Source organism: Enterococcus pernyi, assembly GCF_045371165.1.
Taxonomy (GTDB): Bacteria; Bacillota; Bacilli; order Lactobacillales; family Enterococcaceae; genus Enterococcus_B; species Enterococcus_B pernyi.
Map to the genome: position 1 here is coordinate 223,871 of NZ_JBIQDM010000003.1, position 22,805 is coordinate 246,675.

Sequence of the window (22,805 nt, forward strand, 5' to 3'; positions counted from 1 at the left end):
GTCTCGCCCTCCTAGCTTCTTGTCACTGATTATAGATTAATGGCTTCTCCACCAGTGATACCGTAAATCTGTGCTGTGACATAGCTTGCTTTGTTGGATGCAAGAAAGACATAAACAGGCGCTAATTCAGCTGGTTGTCCTGCACGTTCCAACAATGCTTGTTGACCAAACTCAGGTAGATCTTCTTTTGGTTGACCTGCATCTAGTTGTAATGGTGTCCAAATTGGTCCTGGTGCTACGCCGTTGACACGAATTCCTTTTGGTGCTAATTGTTTTGCTAAACCAATGGTGAAGTTTGCAATCGAAGCTTTAGTCGCTGCATAATCTAACAAGTGTTCACTTGGATTGAATGCTTGGACTGAAGTCGTTGTAAGGATTGCTCCTCCTGCTGGAATATGTGGAATTGCTTCCTTCACAAGTGCAAACATTGCGATGATATTTACAGCAAAAGTATCTTTTACTTGTTCCAATGGGATTTCTGCAATTGAAGGGGACGAAATTTGTTGCGCCGCATTAAGAACAAGTGTGTCTAATCCACCAAAAGCATCCACTGTTTTTTGGATGATTTCTTTTGGTGCAGCTTCATCTCGCAAATCATAAGGTAATAGTAATGCTTTACGTCCAGCTTCTTCGATATAATGGGCCACTTGTTGCGCGTCTTCTTCTTCACCTGGGAAAAATTGAATGGCTACATCTGCACCTTCTCGTGCAAAGGCAATAGCCGCGGCACGTCCAATACCAGAGTCTGCACCTGTGATCAAGACACGGCGATTTGCTAATTGCTCTGTGCCTTTATAGCTTTCTTCTCCACAATCAGGTACAGGTTTCATATCCTTTTGCAAAGCCGGAGTTTCTTGATCCTGTTTTGGAAATTCTTCTGTGTGATATAGTTTTCTTGGGTCGATTAAATTTGGTTCTGTCATGTTGATCCTCCTAGTTTTTAGTCATAACTGACGTTATAAATTTGGGCGTTTAAGCCCATATTGGTTATTTCGTGTAATCTTTTCTAAATAAGTGATACCCTAAAGCAGCAGCAGCAACGATTGAGCCCCCTAATACTAAGAGGAAACCAGTTGCTGAATCTTCTCCTGGTAAACCGCCTGTGTTCATTCCCCAAATACCTGCGATCATCGCAGGCACAGAGATGATCAATGCGGTAGAATCCAGATATTTCATCAGATGATTCAAATTGTTGTCCATCATGCCATTGAACAGATCACCGATACTTTCTAACAGATCGCGATAAATCAAAATCATCTTCTCTGTTTGACGTTGTCTCAAACGAACGTCATAAAGCAACTGTTCATCATTGACACGTTCTTTGAATTCAGGAGTCTCCCAGAGGAGGTCCATTGTCTCTTTTTGATCCCGCAACGTATGATCGATATAAACAATATCTCTTTCTAAATCAGCCTGCTTATACAATTCTTCATTTTCTGTCGTTTTTCGTGCTTCTTGATCTAGCGAATCAATACGCGTTTTCATTTCACGAAGTTCTTTGACAAAATGGGTATAAATATCTAATGCCGCATAAACAATCACTTTTTCGAAAGAATCGATTTTATTACCATGATGTTCAATCAGCCGATCGATAAAATTGGTTTTTTCGTCTCGACAAGTAATCAATAAGTCATTTGATATGACGAAAGATAATGGTGTCAGACGACGTTCGATTTTTTCTTTTTCACTTGAAAGGTTGAGCAGTACTAAGGAAATCGGGTTGTTCAAACTTGTTCCTGATAGATGTTCTAAGCGGGAGACCTCTTCTGGATAAGTCATACCAACAAATATATCTTCAGGGAGTTGATAGGTTCGAGTTACCTGTTCGATTTCCTCAGTATCGCTCGTATCAATAACAAGCCAATTAAAATGTTCTTCATCTGCGGCTATTACTTTCTTGTTTTCATCAATCAAGTAATATTCCAGCATGGTGAATCGTCCTTTCTAGTGTACACTCAGCTAAAGAAACAATTAGTTAGTTTGATGTTATGATCTAGTACAGCAATCTCGTTTTCCAATGAGAAACTATTTAATACATGATCATAATCCATCGTCAAATGTTTGCCTAAATAGCATTGTTCACTTTATGATGTATAGATTTCTAGCGAAGGATGATTGATTTTTGTGACGTATAGTCCAAACTCAGTAACAAAAGGGATAATTTGAAAAAAGCTACCTTTCGCACACGCTCCTTTGTCTCTAAGGAAAGGATCTTTACTATTGATCAATGCAAGCGCTAATTTTGATTGTTCGCCTGCTTTTTCCTTTAAGATGTCCATCGCATTTCTTGTCAGCGTAATTTCCATATCGATCATCTCCTCTATTAATAGTAAGTTTTTTCTATTATCGATCAATGACTCAATTCAGTATTTCGTTGAACACGAGCGTACAATGGATATTTAGGGAATGATTTAACACAACGAAAAGCGGTCATATTTGCATACTTTTCATAGTATTTTTTACTAGCACCTTTAAACTCTTCACTCCATGGTTTGATATGCCCAGAGTAATGGATGATATAAGGCTTACGACGTGCTTCTTCGTACTCTTCTTCTCCTTGAGCCGTTGGATGTTGTTTTGCTTTCGCCATGATGTAACCTTGTGCATTCCATTTTGGATGCAAAGCAATCCAACGATCGTGTAAGATAGCATTCAAAGCATCTTGGTCATGGAATCGAAGTTTTTCTGGGTTTTCTTCGATGAATTTTAGAACGTTTTTCGTGATGTTTTGTTCTAACCATTTTTCAACATTGATCAGCATCAAGCCGGAGTTAAAGTAACGCATTGAATCTGCTTCAATCTCCATTTTTTCAAGACGTTGGTGGAAACCAGCATCTTCAACTGCTGCCATCACTGCGCCATTAAACTCTAGATCCCATAGTTTACTGATATCATTCAACGCGATCATGTCACAGTCCATATAAAGGATACGTTCGACATTTTTCCCTCTAAATAACTCAGGGATCGCAATACGATAGTATGCTGTTTCAGGGATACGATCACTTGTCACTAAGTTTTTGAAGAATTTTTTGTTGATTTTCAAAAATTCAACATCTGTATTCATTCGTGAATTTTTCACTGAGTAACGTAAAAGATTTTTACTTTCTAATTCAATATCATCATCAATCACGTAGAAACGTACAAACACTTTCGGGTCACTATTTTCTAAAATCGACACAAACAGTGCTGCTAGATGAGGCACAAATTTTGTATTACAACTAGAGACAACTGCTACTTCTTTTCTTCTATTCATTTACCTCGCCTACTTTCATTAATACGCTATGCGCTAGATTTTTTAGATAGATTTGTGTATAAGGATGATCCTCTAATGTATTCCAAGGTTTATCATGCCCTGTGAAATGGACGATTGAAGGAGCTTCATTCCCGCTCTTATATAATTCTTCATATTTCTTATCTGGAGCTGGATGGCGTTCAAAAATCAATGAACATTGCATGTTCCATTTTGGATGAAGTTGTTCCCAATCTCCATATAAGACACCATTCAATGCGTCTTGGTCATGATAGATAATCTGTTCACCATTTTCTTTTAGGAATTGGATCGTTTTATCTGTAATGTCTTTTTCATTCCATTGATCAATATCGATCACCATGACACCTGAGTTAAAATAGTATTCTTCTGAATCGATCCCTAGGCGCTTCAACGCTTTTGTTTGTCCTGGATCAATTACTGCCCCAATTGTTTTACCGTTCAATGATTCGTCATATAATGCAACGATATCATCTAACACTAAAACGTCTGCATCTAGATACAACACTTTTTTATAATTGTATTTTGCTAAGATCTTAGGTAGAGAAATTCTTAAATACGCCGTTGTTGTAATGTGGTCACTGACTAAGAAATCTTCATATACATCTTTCTCCACTGTCAAGAATTGGATGCTTGCATGTTCTGAGTGTTGTGCAACTGTCTGACGCAATCCTTCTTTACTATATTCTGATAGGCCATCATCAATCACATAAAAATATATATGTCTCATCTTATTCGCATTTTCCAGTGCCGTTGCAATCATTACGCTTAGATAAGGAGCATAATTTTCATCTGAAGCAGTCACAACCGGTACAGTCCCATACTTAATCTCCATCAAAATCACTCCTTTTTTTAATCTTTTTCTAACCTGTTCTACATCTACAATATTCCTACTTTTTCATGAAAGCAAAAGATATGCTTTGTTTTTTATGAATATTACCCAAAATTTGCCCTTTTTTATGAAAATGAAAACGAAAACATTAAGATTGTTATGCTTTTTTATACAGAGGTCTTAACCATTTTCTTACTAATATTCTTTTCTCCATTTATGAAAAATCTTTTTTGAAAAAGTTCAAAGAGTTAAAGCATTTTATTTTTATTTTAGAAGTTTCTCATTTAAGCTATTGGTGAAAGAAAAAAGACTAAGGGAGCGTAAAAAGATGAAATTAGCAGCTATTGATCTAGACGGGACCTTGCTTGATTCCCAAGGAGTTGTCCCACAAGAAAATATACGCGCATTAAAAGCTTTCTCCTCTAATGGAGGAATCGTAACGATTGCAACAGGAAGAAATAGTATTTCTGCCAAGGATGTCTTTGCACAATTAGGCGTCAGCGGCTATTTGATTTCTTCTAACGGTGCATTGATTTCCGAAATGAAAGATGGCAAGATCGATTATGTATTAAGACGCTCAAAAATCGAAGTACCTATACTTAAAAAGGCCTTTTATTTAGCAAAAGAAGCAAAAATATCGATCATCGCAAGTCGAGAAACACAAGATGATCAAATCACTTTTGATGAAACTGCTTTAGTAAAAGACGATCCTTATTATCAACACTTCAACTTGCAAAATCATTCCTTTGATGAGATCACAAAACAGTTGGACGATCCTTCCTTAAGCTATTTGAAATTAGCTCTGACGGATAAAAATGAGGAAAAACTACAAAAAATCCAAGCAGAGTTGAAGAAAGAAGGAATTGATTCTGTTTTTTCAGACCCACATTTCCTAGAAATCACTCCTAAAAATATTACAAAGGCCCACTCACTCTTATTTCTAACTGAGTACTTAGGGTTATCTTCAGAAGACGTCATGGCGTTTGGTGATCAAGAAAATGATTTGGCAATGCTTGAATTCAGCGGATTAAGCGTGGCTATGGGCAATGCGCAAGAACATGTGAAGGATTTAGCAGATGAGGTGACAGAAACCAATGATGAAGCCGGTGTCGCAAACTTTTTGAATGATCACTTTTTATAAGGAGAGATGATAGATGTTAGTTGTTATCGATATGCAAAATCATATTTTAGATCCAACTAGTGAATTTTATATCGAAGATGCTGAAGCATTAGTTGAGCGAGTAAACACACGTTTAAACCAAGCACGTGCAGCGAATGAATACGTACTATTCACTCGTGATATCCCTATTGATCGGAAAGATGAGGCAGAAAGTGAAGATCTTAAAATCATTCCCACGCTCTCTCCTCTACCAAATGAGCGGGAAATCAAAAAATACTACTTTACTCTGCCGCCAGAAACATTAACAGAGATCAAGCATTCCATTTTTGAACGTAAAGAAGAACAAAAAACGATTGAAGTGGTTGGGATCGAAACTAATTTGTGTGTCTTATCCAACACAATCGCTTTACAAAGCGCCTTTCCAGAAGCTGACTTTATCATTGATTCGTCACTAGTCAGCAGCCGTGTTCACGAGCCACAAGCACTTAAACTTCTAAAAGACTTTAATGTCTATGTCAAAGATTAAATGGTCGAAACGAATCTAAAAACATAAAAAAAGGTGGAATGAAAGTTCCACCTTTTTTTATGTTTTTTTCAAATTATACGTCTACAGAAGAATCATGTTTTTTATCGAAATATTTGTTCAGAATCGCATAACATGCTATCTTTTATCTAGTGAATATAAATCTAGTATATTCTCAAATAGAATAACTCAAAATACAATTTATGCACGAATAAAATATAGCTATGGGAGTTTATTTATTATGCTGGAATTGAGCCGACTTGCTTTTATTTTTCCTGTTTTTATATTTGTACCGATTGTCTTTTCGTTTATCAAATGGACGAAAGAACGAAAAAAAATCGCTTTAAGTAGTTTGCCTGCGATCTATTTTATGTATAAAATATTAAACTATCAGTTTTTCGAACCCTTCCAGATCTTCACATTTAATTTAGTTGGGTTCATTTTCTCCATACTCTTTGTCATTGGGTATTTATTTTATCTAAACAGAAAAAATAAACGTTAACTCTCATAGATGATTATTTAGAGAAAGGTGAGGTAAAATGACGATTGAAGAAGCGATTTTACTGGATACACTGCATTGCCGTTTAAACTTCCTCAAAGATAAAAAGCATTTAACTACACCACAGGTTGCTGAAAAAGTGAACTTACCGATTGAGACATATAAAAACTATGAAGATGGAAAAAATATACCTAGTATCATCGAATTGATCTTTATCGCAGATTTTTACGACACGACCATCGATTATTTGATTGGTCGAACGGAAGCATCCTAAACACTTAATTCACTGTTTTAGAAAGAAGGAAATATTATATGCGCTTATGGCATCAAAGCCTCTTGCAATCACTTCCGCGCCAACAATTATTAGGACAACATCGCGAATGTTGTGCTCTGAGAGGCAATGGTTGGGGACGAAAACATGCGACTGTCGATTACGTTTTTACACATTCGCCTTACAAATTATTTCAGTATCATTTGTTAGTAATGGAAGAAATGAAGAAACAAAATTATAAACCTGGTGAGGAATGGTTTGATCCCTTGTATCGTGGAAAAATTTGTGAACCTTATTCTACCCTTTCCCCTATTGAATGGACCTCACCACTTTATCCAGAACATGATCAAATCTACTTAGCCGAATGTGTGGCAAACTTAGAACAGAAAGGGATCATCTTGTAAACAAGCAATAATACATTGCTCTATCAAACCTCTCGATTGCTGAATCGAGAGGCTTTTATTGAAATTAGACATAAAAAAAACTGCTCTTTCATAAGAAAGAGCAGTAAGATATCAATCGTTTGATTATGCTTTAACGATGTTGATTGCTTGAGGGCCACGTTGTCCATCTTCAACATCAAAAGTCACAGCTTGACCTTCGTCTAATGTTTTGAAACCGTCACCTTGGATAGCTGAAAAATGAGCGAATACGTCATTTCCATCTTCACCAGTGATAAATCCAAAACCTTTGTCTGCGTTAAACCATTTTACTGTACCGTTATTCATGTATATTTCCTCCTGATACGTATCAACGTACGTTTATAGTGCAATAAATATTTGATAGGCAAAAGGAGTCTTATAATGTTTAACTTATAGCTCAAATTACGTTTCAAAATAGATTACTTTTACACTATAGCATGCCCTTTTAGAAAATACAACTATAAACCCTCGGTACTTTCAATTTCTCTATTCATCTCATTTGTTTGATTTGTTCATTAGATGAAGCAATGTCTTTCTTCTGATAAATCATTCCTAACTTCTGCATCAAAAACCGGTCACTCACATTAGACAGCATTCGTCTAATTCCGCTGATAGCTTCCTCTGGCGCAGATCCTTGAACAAACCAGAAAACCGATTTTTGATACAAAGGAGCATCTGGTGTGTCTAACCCATACTCAAATAGATCCGTCCAGCGATCAATAAATGTTTTTAACAAACCGGTCACATCCCACCAGTAGATGGGCGTACCAATCACCAAGACGTCAGCTTGTTTGATTACTCCCATGACTTTGTCAAATTCATCCTTTTCGGTCATCTGTCCTAACTGATTGATCGAATAATCAACTAAATGCAGGACCGTATAGTCGATATCCTTTAAGATTTTTTCTCCCCATTTAACGGTCATCCCCTCTTTGTTCGGGCTTGCATTAATAAACAAAATGCGCATATTAACTCCTCCTCTACCCAGTTTTTCATCCTGACTCTCTTTTTCATGTAAACTCTTGGTTTATTTTTATATTCGAACGATTATGATATCAAAACGATACTTTTCTTCATCAAATATAACATTTTTTACATAAAAAAAACAAATATTAAAAAAATCATCATCCATTAAAACTCTCTGTTATTATGTTCATCTTAATGATAAAATAAAGTTTGTTTGTTATTATTTCTTTATATAATTATAACGTTGTGCTTTCTTCTACTACTTTTCTTTTTTGATTTATCTACACTCTCTAACTGGCTTTCGTCGGTTCGATTCCGACATAGAGAATACGGTCAATCACCGTAAATAAAACCAATCGCTTTTATTAGGGGGAGCTTTGCATGAAAGCGATCTATTTTTCGTAGAAACAGGAGGAAAAAATGAATTTATTGTTGTTATTGTTAGGATTAATCAGTTTGATGCTTGGTCTACATCTATTTAGTCGATCAAGTAAAAGAAATGGAAAAGCTTGGCAGCGCCATCTCATTTTATTTAGTGCTTTATTCGGTTTACTACTGGTCAGTAGCGCTTGCGGATCTGGTACCAATCAAGCGTCAAAAGCAGATACCGCTACTTCGGAAACAACTTCAACATCTAGTGAAGAAAAAGCCCAACGAGAAGCGGCGGAAAAGAAAGAATTAGAAGAGAAAAAGAAAGAAGAAAAATTAGCAGCTGAGAAAAAAGCACAAGAAGAACAAGCGAAACGTGAAGCAGATAAGAAAGCGCAAGAAGAACAAGCAAAACGTAAAGCAGATAAGAAAGCGCAAGAAGAACAAGCAAGACTTGAAGCGGAAAAGAAAGCTCAGGAAGAACAAGCTCGTCTCGAAGCAGAACAGGCAGCACAGGCAGCGGAACAAGCGCGTATCGCTGAAGAAGCTCGTGTAGCTGCTGAACAAGCAGAAGCCCAGCGCGTGGCACAAGAACAAGCAGCCGCAGCTCAAGCGCAACAGGCACAAGCAAATGAAGCACAAGTCTTAGTTACCAGAACTGGAGCAAAGTACCATACGCATAAGTGTGGTAACGGTGACTACTATCCTGCGACAATGAGTGAAGCATTGGCACGCGGATTGACCCCTTGCGAAAAATGTTACTAAAATAATTTATGCAGTATACGAAATGATCACTCTGATCTCGTATACTGCTTTTTTCTTATCAATTTCATAATCTAGTCTACATCTTCTTATCCCTCCTTTTCACTTATGTAATCCAATTTTTTTGTGTCAATGATCCACTTCAAATAATAATAATTATTATTTAATAAAAATACAGTTGATTCAATTCACCTATCTGTGCTATAATAGTTATGGAATTTCGTTATCAACGTATCGTTGCCTTTCAACAGAACAATAAGAAAGGAGAATGACTATGACATTCTATAACAAAGAATTACAATATCGTGTCACTCTTAATACCGATTTAAATCTTTTCGTCGTGTTCGACAAAGAAGATAGCAATCGTGTTGCGACTGGTGTAACGATCGAACAAGCAGTGCAAGAACTTAAAAAATCCGCATAGGAGTGAAAACCTCGAATGGACGATTGCAACTCTAGTTCACAATAAGACACCTACTTGAAAGGTCAAAGTAGGTGTCTTAAATTTTTATATGCGTGATGAAACTCCACTCTTATCTTACATATGACGATCGAATGATTCTAGCTTGTTCTTAGGAATATTCTCTTTTTCAATTATTTGATCCTATTTTTAGCAATTTGAATAAGTACCTGATTTGCACTAATCTTCAACTAATTCTTACAATCTTTTTTACTTTGTGCTAAAATTTCTTTTTCAAGATGAAAATATTTTTGTCTTTAGAAGCCGTTTACAAGGAGGTTTGGAAGTGAAATCAGCGATAGCTTATTCTTTATGTGATACAAGAAATTGACGCTTCGATGTTTTCAATATGCTATGGAAAAAAATCTAACCGTATGGATTTTACTATTATGTTTGATCATTGGACTAGCTTTATTACTTTTTAATGTGATTAGTTGGACAACATACTTTGTTGTAGTATTAATTATTGCTGGATTGACGTTCTTTGAAAAAAAGCGACGCTCAAACCTTAATAAGTAAAACTCTTTTGATTATATAAAGGCAACGAAATCTGCATTAGAAATGCATTGCTAAATAAGCGCCACTACTCGAAAATCATTTTCATGATTTCGAAAAGGGTGACGCTTATTTATAATGATGTGAATTTTAAACATTTCAATTATATTAAATGATAGAAGTGATGAGATGACAAATACACTTTTTATCCCACTAAGTTAGTGTAATAATTCTGGCAGTCCAAATACTTCAAATCCATAGATTCTTGCTGCAGTGTCTGATCCTTGTGTTGGTTTGTCAATACGTAATCGGACATATCGTGCAGATTGTACTGCAAAAGTCTCGCCGGAGCTACTCGCCGTATTATTGGTAGTTTTGGCAACTTCTTTATATATCGCTCCATCTTCACTTATTTCGATCGCATATGCTTTTGTATTCATGTCAGGACTTTCTCCACCTGCTTGCGCATGGTCTATGCGAACTTCACTAATGGTTTGAACATTCCCTAAATCAAGTGTCAATTCGTGTGGTGGCATACCCGTTGCACACCATTTAGTCGTCAAGTCGCCATCGATTGCAAAATGAGGGGCTTCCGCTTCGTTGGTATAAGAGGAAGCGGTCGCTTTCGCATTTCGTGATAACAGCGGTAACTCCATTGGTACTTTATTAGAAATTGTAATCAAACCATTTTTTTCAGCAGGTGTCTCCCCTGCTTGATTGCTTGCCGTTAATTTGACTTTATAAACACCTTCTTTGTGGTAAGTGACAACTGGCGAATGTTCATGACTTGTCGTAATATCCCCACCTTCAAATTCCCAAGTAACCGTTTCAGTGTTTAAGGATGACGTGTTTGTAAAAGTAATCGCTGATCCTGGAGCAGCTAACGTTCTTGAAGCAGTAAAATCAGCTCTCGGCACTTTATTATCCGGCCAATCAAAAGAAACGGCCTCTGAAGGTTCACCTTGATTACCCAGCGCATCAACAGGCACGACAATCAATTTGGTTTGCGCGGTGTCTAAGGTTCGTTCAAGGGCATTGATATAATGATTCGTAGCTGGTGTTGCTCCTAAGAAAGATTTTGAGTTATCAGGATTCAACCGGTAGATCTCATAGTAGCATGCTTGACTCTCCGTCTCATCCCAAGCCAGTCGTATGCCAGCGTATCGCCCTTCCTCTTCATCAAATGCAACATCTTCAAGCCTCAGTCCCGAAACTTTTGTGGTTGGAAGTTCCTTTCCATCTGTCAGTGCTAATTGACCCAAGTGTAGCGCGTAATCGGACTGAGTCTCTGAAGAAGCAAGCTGATAAGAGAGTGTGTTGATTTTTTCTCCTGCCAACCGACTGACATCATAGCTGACAGTCGTCCAATCACGACCGATTGGCTCACTTGCCGAGATGATTTCTTTTCGTCCGTCAGCCATTTCTAAAACTAAGTCAAGTTGGCTCATGCTCGTTGCTTTTGCCGTTGTTGTGATAGAAGTTTTATCGGAAATGATTCCATCCATTCGATACAGTTTGATTGTGCTTGTTGCCTCGTTCACCATACTCCCTTTAAGAAGCAAAGAATTTCCGCCACGAAACGCCTCATCGTAATCCATCTCAACGGCTAATTGATTTTCTCCTTGATGATCAAAGATCCAACGATACGTTGGCATCACGTCTTGCATACTGCGATTATTCCACTCTAGATCAGATACTTTTTTTCCATTGATAAAGTATCCATACCCATTCCCCATACTAAAATTCGTCACAAAAGGCATGCTGGTAATAGCGCTCTGCTCTACTGCATACGTAGAGATCCCAGGCCATTCTTTTTCTACCGGTGCCTTCCCTTTCGTTGGATCACCTTGTTCATTTACCCAAAAACGCAATTCACGACGTTGAAAAACAGCAGGATCACTAGCTGATGTGTATGTCCAACTTGGCACATATAGACCTAACGAAGTATACGGAGTGCCCGTTTCATCTGTGAACAACCGCCAATTCACTGGTGTATCATAGCCATTTTGTTGGACATCAATGCCCGCATATAATTGATAAGGATCAATGCCTAATTCATTTGCTTTCTTTTTAGAAGCTTTCAATAGCTCTTGACTAGCTAAACGATCGGTGTTCCACCAGAAATTCAAAAACATGCTATCTGCTAAAGGATTCATCTCCGCATCGACTAAAAAAGCTTGGTTTTTATCCGTCAGTGCATTTTGCCAATCCATCTTCCCTTCCGAAGTCATTGAATCATACCACATGATTTCTAATGCTGCTTCTTTTTGCTTGAATTGTTTGATGAATTCTTGCATCAAATCCGCATGTTTTTTACTCAATCCTTCTGTCGTATTCGCCCCTTCTACCTTTTTATGATTGTTTGCATCGTCAAAACTTGTGACTAATGTGTCCGTTTCCTGATTGATGAACCAGCCATCAAACCCATATCGAGTAGCTACTTCGATCAATTGATCGACTAAAGGAAAAGTACCATCCTCATCTTTTTGCAAGAATGTATCCAACCATTCGATTTTACCGCCATGAGCAGACTGCGGAAAGAAAACTGTCCCTAATACTGGCACGCCATTTTTATGGGCTGCATCAATGACATCAGGACTTGGCGGTACAATGATCCCTTCACCAGACGAACCACCCCAATACACAAGTTGATCGATATATTGCCAATTGGAAAATACATTGGCATCAAAAGTATTGATACCTCTAGGCGCATTCCCACTTGTACTGCTATTCATGATCGACAAAGCGACAACTTTCATTTCTGGTGTCTGCGTGTCATTTGAAGTTGCCAGTGCGTTTTTATCGATCCGTTTTGCCAAAGGTACTTGGCTAACATTATAAGGTGCATCTGGATCTTTAGAAAATTCCCATTCTAGCAAGTCTTTAGGAAACCAGTAAGACGATTCTGGCTGATTATCCATTCCTCGTTGGTAAGTTGCTGCTTCTGTTTCTTTGTAATCAAACGTTTTAGTCTCTGCGTGATACGTTGTCCCACTACCAATTGCACTTGCTATTACTACTGCACAAAAGAGTCCGACCGCCATTTTTTTCTTATCCTTCATCTCCGCTCCTCCTAAATTTAATTGATTCACAAAAATGATAACGTTTTCTTTGTTTTAGGTATATGAACAAATCATAGAACTTTCACAACAAATTATAGGTAACATGAACAAAAAAACTGATTTTGATCGTCGATCGAAATCAGTTTTTGTATTGTTGATTCGCTATTATGCCCTTTTACGATAGATTTTATTTGAAACCCTCATGAAACCAATCAACTATAATAAAACTTGGATTGTCTGTCAGCATGATTAGTTACTTCAACATTTTGACTTTTCGTCGTTTGTTCAGTGATGACGGATTTTTCAATCATTCATTCCCTCGCTGAAAACTCGAATCTCATAAACGATTTCTTCTAATGTTCCAGTGGAAGCTTCTGCTTCGATCGCAAGAACAGTCGACTTTTTTTTAAATATTTCTGGAAACAACTCTGGAAGGCGCTCACCGTAACTTTTAGGACTAAATCGGCATGCGTATTCTCCACTAGGTAAAATCTTGATATTGTTACCGACATTTTTTGTAGGCTTGATTTCTATATACATATACTGGTGCACGTTTTTATCAATAAATTCATAGAGAATACCAAAATCATATAAAGGCTCATACCCTGCTTCCATCGATCGATCAAACAAATTGGCTGCTTCTGTATAAAGTGTCTTTTTGTTATCAGTCTGTTGATAAGGAAAAACATATAAGTACTTTTCTGACAATTGCCGAATATGTTGCTTTTTAGAATGTCGATATGTTTTTAACAAATTAATTTCTTCTTTTACCTCTTGCATTCCTTTTAAATTTTGTTGGAGCGAATCGATTTTTTGTTTCATTAATTCTTCGCTATATGATAAAAAAGATAGGTAATCGATGGAATTATTCGGATCACTGAAGCGATGTAATTCCTTTAAAGGCAACCCAATCTCTACACATGCTTGAATCAGCTCGACCGCACTCACTTGCGCTAAGGAATAATAGCGATAGCCAGAATCTGGATTGATGTATACCGGCAATAATACCCCGACTTGTTCACAATATCTTAACGATTTAATATTGACACCGGTTATTTTCGCCAATTCTCCGATACTCAACAATTCACTTCTTTTGTCCATTTCTCTCATTATAATTCTCCTACATGATAATAATCTTTAATATCAAGCGTTCAGATACTGATTATATCATAAACTATTTTTACATATTATATTTTATCGTTATTTTTTAATCTAAAACCATTCACATAGATTGCTTTATTTAATATTTTTCATCCATAAATTTTGATAAACAGCTATATTTATAACGTTTTAAATTCATCTTTATTTTAGTTATATATAAAAAACAAATGAACCATTAACACAATTTCAATGATTCATTAGATAAAGATATAATAATTCCGAATCTTCTCTATTTTTGAGACAACTAAAAAAACTACCACCATCAACTTTATCTATGCTGATAGTAGCAGTTTTCTCTTACTTAATAGATATGATAATCCGACTGTCCTTCTTGTTCAATTGTAATGACTAGTCGATGCGGCAAACAGATACTTGTTTGTCCAGGTTCCGAGATCCAGCCAGTTCTGACAGCGATTTGATCGGGACTATTATCTTCTTTAACTCTGATCTTGCCTTCATGGATTTCGACAATATTGTATTGGGTATCAGATGGATAGTAAGTCACCATCTTGCTACTGATTTCATCTAAATCAAATCGTTCGACTTCTTTTCCGTCGATTTTGACTACTGCATACTTCACACTATTACCGATTTCTGCGTTATCAAATGACAAAGCAAAGACAATTGTCGGAACGAAAGAAGCAACTACCAGAATACTAATAATGATGATATCCCAAGGTTTTATACCTGATTTACGAAAGTTGTGCATATTGATTGTCCTTTTGGATTTTCTTATTCTATCCTTTTATCGATCTTCTAAATAGATGTTGATTTGTTGTTCGTCATCATAATCCAGTTGATCAGTTTCAAGCATTTCCATTAATTCTATTTTCAAGTCTACAGGAATCTCCCAGAAGCCGTCAATAGATTTGAACAAATCGGCGTCATACTTTTGAAAAATAGGATAAATGTCCAAAAATTCTTCAAAGGACAAGTTTTGTTTTTCGTAATAGTCTTTGACAAGGCCTTGCTCTAGCGCATGTTCTGTAGGAAGGCCAGTTTCTGTGATCAGTTTCTTATCGACCATCGCACGATAGAATTCCCCTTTATCTACAGGTTCTTTCACCGTTTCCGAATAATATTTGATTCCTTGTTCGACTAATGGCGGATAAATAATTTCCATTTCTTGAACCCCCTTGCAGCTTCCAATCGGTTATTCTGTCACTTTGCGTCCTTTATAGTAGCCTTTTAAAGAGACATGATGGCTTCGACGATAATCACCAGTCAACTCGTCAAAAGAAATCTCTGGTTTCGTCAAACTTTGGTGTGTTCGTCGCAAACGTTTTTTTGCTTTCGATGTTTTTCTTGCTGGTACTGCCATAACTTTTTCCTCCTATTTTACCAACTTGCTTTTTTAACTCCTGGGATCAATCCTTGATGTGCCAGTTCTCTAAAAGTGATTCGAGACATGCCAAATTTTCTCATGTAGCCTCGAGGACGTCCATCTGTTTGATCTCTAAGTTTTAAACGATTAGGATTAGACTCTTTGGGCAACTTAGCTAGTCCTTCATAATCATTTGCTGCTTTCAACTCTTGACGTTGTTCACTATATTTATTGATCAAAGCTACTTGCTTATTCATTTTTGCAATTTTTGATTTTTTTGCCACTAATAATCTGCTCCTTTATTTCACTTTATATTATACAAATCGTAACTATTACGTTTTAGGTAGAACAACAATACCATGTATTTATTTGTTTGTCAAAAAAGTAACACTAATAAAAAATATGGCTGATCGACCTTGTACTGAGCGTGTGTTTTTGAGAACATTGAAAAAGCACCCATGATATGTATCACATCCATCACGGTGAGCTTTTTTTATTATTAACTACCTCAAATGTAATTAAACAATTCAGCCATTATATATTGATTTTTTGCAATGCTTTCGTAGGCACTTCGTTTTCTGATACTTCACTCCAGCGCTTTCCTTGTAAACCTTTTGCATCGATTTTACAAGTATCGACCTTACTTTAATTTGTGATCCGCTAATTTTATTTACTGTTTGTTGAGTGTCATCTTCATCGTATCCTTCAAACGTCTAGAGATAATCCTTCCCTTTTTTATCCCCACTACTTGTTTTGACATAGTATTCTTTCACTTCTTTATCAGATAAAAAATTATCCGTTAATGCTTGAAAGCCTTCTGTCTTTGATTCAATAAAAAATGCACCGATTCCTAAAATAAGCGCAATTACTAATAATCCTTTTACTAGTTTTCCCATTATCATTTCCACTTCCCTATTCTTTTTCACTTCCTGTCTAAATTATAAAATAAGGCAATGATCCGAAATCTATTCTTCCTATGTTTAACTTACATTAACGTAATAGAATTTGTTTCTAACCATTGATTTTGAACTAGATAGAATAATGCAATAAAAAAAACCCATAAAATCCAAACTATTCTCGGATTTTACAGGTTATGGGAAAAGAATTACTGCAACCATTGTTTTTGTTAAGCTTTAGTCTATCTTACAACTACCGCATATTTACGTGCATTATAAATATTCTCAAATGTTGCCCGATTCATCCAATAAGAACCACTGATAGGATCAGATACATGGACTTGATTACTTCCTTTATTATATCCATCAAGAGTGACCGCATGATTATTATTCGCTGCGATACCAAAATTCCAATTTCCCCAACGGATTGGCTGAAAGTTGATCGTCACCCAAGCAACAACCGGATGGCCATTTTTGACTTCGTTTAACAACGTACTCATCGAGCTACCTGAAATATTTTGGACATTTCCGTACTTCTTGCCCCACGCCGTCAAAGGTGTAGGATAAATTGCAGAATAAGTCCATGAGTTTTCGACAAATGGGCTGCCGACAAAACCGCTGTTTGGATTACCATTCGGAGATTTAGGAATTGTATTCAAAAATTGAGTCAAACTCCAGTTGGTGATCTTTCCTTTATATTGAAGTGCCTGTAATAAAGAAGCCCCTTCACATCCACTTGGCGCACCCAACGCATATTGGTTGTAATTTTTCACACCCAATAGCTTATAGTCCTCTTGATTTTGTTGACCACTGCCAACTGCGTACCAACCAACACCTTCATAGACCCAGCCTTGTTTCGTGATTACTTTTTTCTCGTTTTCATCTAATGTGTAATGGTGCCAGTTCACTCGTTTACTATATAAACGACTGACAGGAATGGCATTCGCTCCTTTATAGGAATACCAACCGATTCCTTCATACTTCCAGCCTTGTTTCGTGATACTATCTCTTTCTTTTGCGTTCAACGTATAAAAATGTTCTCCATTGTAGCGATTGTACAAACGATAGACTGGATCACCACTTGTCGGTGCCTGCCAACCAACACCTTCGTAATTCCAACCAATCCTTCTTAAATGATCTCGTTCACCAGTATCTCTCGTGTAAAAATGCTCCCCACTATGTGGATTGAATAAACGATACATTGGAATCGTTTGCACAGCTGCTCGAAATAATCTTGGAGAACCTTCGATCAATTCCTCTTTTGGCGCTTGCGTGATATCAGCTTCGTTTTTACCAGCTTTTTCCGGCGCTTGCAAAACTACTTCTACTCCATCGACGATTGCAGTTTGTGGTTGCTCTGGTTGAGCTTCTTTTGCTTCACTCGCTTGTACTGGTGGTGTTTGTTGTGTCTCTTGCGCGGGTATCTCTGTTTCTTTCTCTTGACTGACTTCATTCGTTTCTGTACTTTTTATCTGTGGAGCTGCTGACGTTTGAGTCGATTCAGTCGAGGTTTCCATTGTAGACGAATCCTCTGCAAAAACTTGACTCACACCAAACGAACTCGCTAAAATCGCAAGTATCGTGAACCCACAAATCCCCTTAGAAATAAATCCCCTTTTCATCTTTTTCCTCCTCATAAATGAACAAAAAATAGCAATAGATTTTACATAAGATGTTTCCTAAAAATATTATAACGATAGTAATATAAACTCTGATTAAATTATACATGAATCTATTTTTTTGTCCGAATGATTTGTTTAATCTATTTGAGAACCAAAGGAAGCATACGCTAATTTCATTTAGTAAAAGTAGATGGAGCTAAGGTAGAAATGAATGAATCGTATCATTTAGAATATGAGGGTTTCCAATGTTGGCGAACTTATATTATTATGAATGCGCCCATCCTTTATAACAATTGCTCTGGAAGATTGACTGGCAAGCTCTAGATCATGAGTCAACATAACGATTGTCTTTCCTTTGCTTACTAATTCTTTAAGTACTTCCATAATAAGGATACGTGAGTGAGTATCTAATGCGCTAGTAGGTTCATCTAAAAACAATATTTCTGGATCTGCTAATATTGTGCGCCCAATTGCAACTTTTTGTTGTTCACCACCCGAAAGAGCATCAATAGGCTGGTGTAAATCCGCTTTTAATTCCAATCGTTCTGCCAAAGTATCGACATTTCCCCTTTTTATTTTGTGCCCATTCAATGTTCCTGGGAGTACCATATTATCGTAGGCTGACAATGAAGGTATGAGTTGAAAATCTTGAAAAATAAAACCAATTTTTTTACGACGAAACTTTGCTAATTTCGCTGCACTCCATCCATATGGTGATTAACCATCAATTAACACCTCTCCTTTTGTAGGAGGTAATAAGCTAGAAATACAATGAAGCAACGTTGTTTTTCCTGAACCAGAAGGTCCTACGATCGATACAAACTCTTGTTGCTTTACTTCAAAAGAAATATCAGTCAGCACTTGTAAAAGATTTCCTTTCGCAAGCTGTATCTCTTTTTTTAATTCGTTTATTGAAATAACTATCTCTCTCATCGATATTAACCTCCATAAAATCATTCTAGTTTATAAATCAAACTCTCATACAAAACTGTAGGACGCAAACTACTCATTGATAGTAGAAGGATCTCCCAATTCAGCAATTTCTTTCCTTCTTTCAATCTGAATTAATTACTTTCTTATGTTTGATTCAATTAAAACAATCTATTCTTTTAGTATATTAATAAATCTACTCGACATACTTTTTTAACGTATAGTGCTCAAACCAATAAATTGCAATAAAACATAAACCGAATATTAGAAAAGCGCCTAACGATAATAGGAGATTAACCGACCAATTTGCCTTAATAATATTGCCACCACCCAGATAGGTCACTCTTAGCAGTGGAATCGCAAACAATATTGTTCCAATGAAGGTAATTATTATTGAAATGAATGAAACTGAACTGATTTCAATGATTCTCATTTTAAAAATCCAATCTGGTGTACATCCAGTATAAAAATAATTTTTAGATTCAACTTTTGTTTTTATTCTAAAAAGGCAAATTGACACAATTACATTTGCTAAACTAATGAGTATTGGCGCCCCGAATACAAAAATAAGGTTGATGATCAAATCTGAGATATAAGAACTATCATTTGTTCCATCAATTAGTAGTTTAGTGTTGAGAAACAAAGCTATAAAATTCCCAACTAGCATAGTAATGATGCTGACTGGACGAATTAATTTTATTAATTCTTTTATATTGTATTGTATATTGTAAAGTGCAGTGCGGATCATCGGATTCTTTGTCATTTTTGGCACCCCAACAATTCTATGTACTATCCCTCGAAATATGGGACGAATCAAAAAATTCATAGTAATCAGTACAGACAACCACAGAAGAAGCAATAAATTCATCGAGTTACTCATACTTCGAGTATATTCTTTTATTAAAGTTGGATCAGGAACATTTTTTAAATATAAATATATTGTTGCCCCTACGCTCACTAGTGATGCAAGTATTCCCAAAAATTTGCCGCTATTCTTCATTTTAATAAACGCTCTGTTGGAAGAAAGGCTCCCCTTTCTTTTCTTATAATTTTTAAGACAATAACGCATACATGTATATAGAATAATTGCTAGTTGGATCAATATCACAACAAAAACAACATTCCATGAGAATTGAAGCGGGATATGTACAAGAGAATCTTTAGCAGAACTCGAAGGTAAGGTGGTCAAAAAAAGCTGTGAAGCTTTTAAGGAAAAGCCGCTCCCAATAACAGCTCCAATCATACCAATTACTAACATTTGTCCAGTCATCACCAAACTGATTTGAGCAGGAGAAGCTCCTAAAAGAAGCAATATGTCATTTGTTCCATCAAAAAAGTCTATACACTGTTTCATTGCATTGATAGTCAATAAAAAAAACATTACTATCCCTATTACTATTGGTAACTGCATAAAAACACCATAATCAACTGAACTGTTAAGATCAGCCCTACTTAAAGCATTTAATATCACAAAAGCAGTACTAAATATTAATCCAGAAACAATAAAAATAGGTAGGATGGATAGCCAAATTTTCCAATGCTGTAAAAATTGCTTTAAAATCAACTTAAACATTTATCTGTTGCCTCCTCATTTAACATATCTAAATTTAAGGTAGCATAAGAAAATTGTAGTAACAATTAGACTTTAGCCTTATTATGTATAAAGATTAAGTAATCAATCTAAAAAATACGCATCAAGAACCTACTATGTTTTAGCTATTCTAATAGAATGCTTGGATAGCTAACAATTATCTTAAGATATTAAAGCGAAACCCTTAAAGTGATAGAAGTCATTACCTTTTCAAATGAAGGATCTTGCTTCAACATGGAAAAACATTGTTTTCCAGAAAAAAAGACAGAAAGAAATTCTCCACTTCTTTCTGTCATAATTATTCTAATATTCCTCTTAACCAACATCATTTGACAAAGAACTAAGTTTTTTTGCAATAGCCTATTAGGCTATTTCTTCGGTTCGTCCTCATCCATTTTCAGAACAGCCATGAAGGCTTCTTGAGGGACTTCGACGTTACCGATTTGTTTCATTCGTTTCTTACCTTCTTTTTGTTTTTCAAGAAGTTTACGTTTACGGGAAACGTCACCACCGTAACATTTGGCCAACACGTTTTTACGTAAGGCTTTGATGTCTGAACGGGCAACGATTTTTTGTCCGATCGCCGCTTGGATCGGTACCTCGAATTGTTGACGAGGGATCAGTTTTTTCAGTTTTTCAACGATGGCTTTTCCGCGTTCATAGGCAAAATCACGGTGAACGATGAAGCTTAATGCGTCGACTTTTTCAGCATTCAGCAAGATATCCATTTTCACTAGCTTGCTCTTTTGATAACCTGACATTTCGTAGTCAAGTGAAGCGTAGCCTTTCGTGCTTGATTTTAGTTTGTCAAAGAAATCAAAGACGATCTCTGACAAAGGCAAGTTATAAACGACATTGACACGATAATCATCTAAATAATCCATTGTAATAAAATCGCCACGTTTACGTTGCGAAAGTTCCATGACTGCACCAACGTACTCATTAGGTACCATGATCTGTGCTTTCACAAAAGGTTCTTCGACATCTTGGATCGTGACTGGTTCAGGAAAATCAGCAGGATTATCAACAACGACCATCGAACCGTCTGTTTTGTTGACATGATAGATTACAGAAGGCGCTGTCGTGATCAATTCAAGATTGAACTCACGCTCTAAACGCTCTTGGACGACATCCATGTGAAGTAATCCTAAGAAGCCACAACGGAAACCAAAGCCAAGTGCTTGTGATGTTTCTGGTTCAAACTGCAAAGCAGCATCATTCAGTTGAAGTTTTTCCAATGCTTCACGCAGATCATTATATCGTGATGTGTCGATCGGGTATAAACCACAATAGACCATTGGGTTCATTTTACGATAACCTGGTAATGCTTCTGTAGCTGGATTATCCGCAAGTGTCACTGTATCCCCAACACTTGTATCTTGAACTGTCTTGATGCTTGCGGTGATATAACCGACATCACCGACCATCAAAAAGTCACGAGCAATCGTTTTTGGTGAGAAAACGCCGACTTCGGTCACATCGAAGGTCTTGCCATTACTCATCAATTTGATTTTATCCCCTGCTTTGACAACACCATCGGTGATACGTACGTTTAAAATAACCCCGCGGTAACTGTCATAGATCGAATCAAAAATCAAGGCTTTCAAAGGAGCTTCTAGATCGCCTGAAGGTGCTGGGACATATTCCACTACTTGTTCCAGTATTTCTTCGATACCAATTCCAGACTTCGCACTTGCTAAGACCGCTTCACTGGCATCGATGCCGATCACTTCTTCGATTTCATTACGCACACGCTCTGGATCTGCGGCTGGTAAATCGATCTTATTGATGACTGGTAAAATCTCTAGGTCATTATCTAATGCCAAATAAACATTGGCTAATGTTTGTGCTTCAATCCCTTGAGCGGCATCCACGACTAAGACTGCGCCTTCACAGGCAGCTAAACTTCGAGATACTTCATAGGTAAAATCGACGTGCCCTGGGGTATCGATCAAATGGAAGATGTACGTCTCCCCGTTTTTAGCCGTATAGTTCAATTCTACGGCATTAAGTTTGATCGTGATCCCACGTTCACGTTCTAGATCCATGGAGTCTAATAACTGATCTTGCATTTCGCGAGACGTCACAGTGTTCGTCTTTTCCAAAATCCGATCGGCCAAAGTTGATTTCCCATGGTCGATATGAGCAATGATCGAAAAATTTCGAATTTGCTGTTGGCGTTGTTTCATTTTCTTTATATCCATAGCGTCTCCTCTTTTCATATAATCAGCA

At 36.8% G+C, this 22,805-nt stretch carries 22 protein-coding genes and 2 pseudogenes; 6 read left to right on the forward strand and 18 right to left on the reverse strand.

Annotated elements, in window-relative coordinates; translation table 11 throughout:
• Positions 1-29: 29 nt before the first annotated feature.
• From ACH0AK_RS05660 to ACH0AK_RS05680, 5 genes and pseudogenes are all read right to left on the reverse strand, one after another.
• Positions 30-923, reverse strand: a complete 894-nt coding sequence (locus ACH0AK_RS05660; RefSeq protein WP_023519734.1) for an SDR family oxidoreductase — start codon at positions 921-923, stop codon at positions 30-32.
• Between the two features lie 64 nt (positions 924-987).
• Positions 988-1,929, reverse strand: a complete 942-nt coding sequence (locus ACH0AK_RS05665) for a magnesium transporter CorA family protein (protein WP_023519735.1) — start codon at positions 1,927-1,929, stop codon at positions 988-990.
• Positions 1,930-1,955: 26 nt separating this feature from the next.
• Positions 1,956-2,306: pseudogene (locus ACH0AK_RS05670) on the reverse strand (iron-sulfur cluster biosynthesis family protein).
• 44 nt (positions 2,307-2,350) lie between these two features.
• On the reverse strand, positions 2,351-3,253 hold the full coding sequence (locus ACH0AK_RS05675; RefSeq protein ID WP_023519737.1) for a glycosyltransferase family 8 protein: 903 nt from the start codon (positions 3,251-3,253) through the stop codon (positions 2,351-2,353).
• Complete coding sequence (locus ACH0AK_RS05680; RefSeq protein WP_010735363.1) at positions 3,246-4,103, reverse strand: glycosyltransferase family 8 protein; 858 nt, start codon at positions 4,101-4,103, stop codon at positions 3,246-3,248. The genes ACH0AK_RS05675 and ACH0AK_RS05680 overlap by 8 nt, the downstream gene beginning before the upstream one ends.
• Before the next feature lie 325 nt (positions 4,104-4,428).
• Between ACH0AK_RS05680 and ACH0AK_RS05685 the strand changes: the two genes are divergently transcribed.
• The 4 genes from ACH0AK_RS05685 (at position 4,429) to ACH0AK_RS05700 (ending at position 6,917) form a co-directional block, all read left to right on the forward strand.
• The gene (locus ACH0AK_RS05685) at positions 4,429-5,241 is read left to right on the forward strand and encodes a Cof-type HAD-IIB family hydrolase (RefSeq protein ID WP_023519738.1); all 813 of its coding nucleotides are present in this window, start codon (positions 4,429-4,431) and stop codon (positions 5,239-5,241) included.
• A 13-nt stretch (positions 5,242-5,254) separates the two neighbouring features.
• A complete protein-coding gene (locus ACH0AK_RS05690; RefSeq protein ID WP_499796778.1) occupies positions 5,255-5,746 on the forward strand; it encodes a cysteine hydrolase family protein in 492 nt (163 codons plus the stop codon).
• A gap of 536 nt (positions 5,747-6,282) precedes the next feature.
• Positions 6,283-6,516, forward strand: a complete 234-nt coding sequence (locus tag ACH0AK_RS05695; RefSeq protein WP_010735359.1) for a helix-turn-helix domain-containing protein — start codon at positions 6,283-6,285, stop codon at positions 6,514-6,516.
• A gap of 38 nt (positions 6,517-6,554) precedes the next feature.
• Entirely contained in the window at positions 6,555-6,917 is a 363-nt protein-coding gene (locus ACH0AK_RS05700) for a TIGR02328 family protein (RefSeq protein WP_023519740.1), read from the forward strand.
• A gap of 123 nt (positions 6,918-7,040) precedes the next feature.
• Here ACH0AK_RS05700 and ACH0AK_RS05705 read toward each other — a convergent pair whose 3' ends face one another.
• Both ACH0AK_RS05705 and ACH0AK_RS05710 read right to left on the reverse strand, forming a co-directional pair.
• Positions 7,041-7,241 (reverse strand): cold-shock protein, encoded by a 201-nt coding sequence (locus ACH0AK_RS05705; RefSeq protein ID WP_010735357.1) that lies wholly within the window; start codon positions 7,239-7,241, stop codon positions 7,041-7,043.
• Between the two features lie 184 nt (positions 7,242-7,425).
• Positions 7,426-7,902, reverse strand: a complete 477-nt coding sequence (locus ACH0AK_RS05710; protein ID WP_023519741.1) for a flavodoxin family protein — start codon at positions 7,900-7,902, stop codon at positions 7,426-7,428.
• 419 nt (positions 7,903-8,321) lie between these two features.
• Between ACH0AK_RS05710 and ACH0AK_RS05715 the strand changes: the two genes are divergently transcribed.
• The gene (locus ACH0AK_RS05715) at positions 8,322-9,035 is read left to right on the forward strand and encodes a hypothetical protein (protein WP_023519742.1); all 714 of its coding nucleotides are present in this window, start codon (positions 8,322-8,324) and stop codon (positions 9,033-9,035) included.
• A gap of 271 nt (positions 9,036-9,306) precedes the next feature.
• Positions 9,307-9,456 carry a hypothetical protein gene (locus ACH0AK_RS05720; protein ID WP_010735353.1) on the forward strand — a complete coding sequence of 50 codons (150 nt, stop codon included), beginning with the start codon at positions 9,307-9,309 and terminating at the stop codon, positions 9,454-9,456.
• Between the two features lie 749 nt (positions 9,457-10,205).
• Here the strand turns inward: ACH0AK_RS05720 and ACH0AK_RS05725 are convergent.
• The 11 genes and pseudogenes from ACH0AK_RS05725 to lepA form a co-directional block, all read right to left on the reverse strand.
• Complete coding sequence (locus tag ACH0AK_RS05725) at positions 10,206-13,049, reverse strand: endo-beta-N-acetylglucosaminidase (RefSeq protein ID WP_023519743.1); 2,844 nt, start codon at positions 13,047-13,049, stop codon at positions 10,206-10,208.
• A gap of 303 nt (positions 13,050-13,352) precedes the next feature.
• Positions 13,353-14,159, reverse strand: coding sequence for a MerR family transcriptional regulator (locus ACH0AK_RS05730; RefSeq protein WP_023519744.1), 807 nt, complete (start codon positions 14,157-14,159; stop codon positions 13,353-13,355).
• Positions 14,160-14,511: 352 nt separating this feature from the next.
• Positions 14,512-14,919, reverse strand: coding sequence for a NusG domain II-containing protein (locus ACH0AK_RS05735; RefSeq protein ID WP_023519745.1), 408 nt, complete (start codon positions 14,917-14,919; stop codon positions 14,512-14,514).
• A gap of 36 nt (positions 14,920-14,955) precedes the next feature.
• Positions 14,956-15,333 carry a hypothetical protein gene (locus tag ACH0AK_RS05740; RefSeq protein ID WP_023519746.1) on the reverse strand — a complete coding sequence of 126 codons (378 nt, stop codon included), beginning with the start codon at positions 15,331-15,333 and terminating at the stop codon, positions 14,956-14,958.
• Between the two features lie 30 nt (positions 15,334-15,363).
• Positions 15,364-15,531, reverse strand: coding sequence for a 50S ribosomal protein L32 (gene rpmF / locus ACH0AK_RS05745; protein ID WP_010735347.1), 168 nt, complete (start codon positions 15,529-15,531; stop codon positions 15,364-15,366).
• A 17-nt stretch (positions 15,532-15,548) separates the two neighbouring features.
• Complete coding sequence (rpsN, locus tag ACH0AK_RS05750) at positions 15,549-15,818, reverse strand: 30S ribosomal protein S14 (protein ID WP_010735346.1); 270 nt, start codon at positions 15,816-15,818, stop codon at positions 15,549-15,551.
• Positions 15,819-16,247: 429 nt separating this feature from the next.
• The gene (locus ACH0AK_RS05755; protein WP_023519747.1) at positions 16,248-16,430 is read right to left on the reverse strand and encodes a hypothetical protein; all 183 of its coding nucleotides are present in this window, start codon (positions 16,428-16,430) and stop codon (positions 16,248-16,250) included.
• Between the two features lie 242 nt (positions 16,431-16,672).
• Positions 16,673-18,052: a C39 family peptidase gene (locus tag ACH0AK_RS05760; protein ID WP_023519748.1), complete on the reverse strand. Its 1,380-nt coding sequence runs from the start codon at positions 18,050-18,052 to the stop codon at positions 16,673-16,675.
• A gap of 225 nt (positions 18,053-18,277) precedes the next feature.
• Positions 18,278-18,985 (reverse strand): annotated as a pseudogene (locus tag ACH0AK_RS05765) (ABC transporter ATP-binding protein).
• 193 nt (positions 18,986-19,178) lie between these two features.
• A complete protein-coding gene (locus ACH0AK_RS05770; protein WP_499796779.1) occupies positions 19,179-20,555 on the reverse strand; it encodes a hypothetical protein in 1,377 nt (458 codons plus the stop codon).
• Between the two features lie 386 nt (positions 20,556-20,941).
• Positions 20,942-22,777, reverse strand: a complete 1,836-nt coding sequence (lepA, locus tag ACH0AK_RS05775; protein WP_010735341.1) for a translation elongation factor 4 — start codon at positions 22,775-22,777, stop codon at positions 20,942-20,944.
• Positions 22,778-22,805 lie beyond the last annotated feature (28 nt).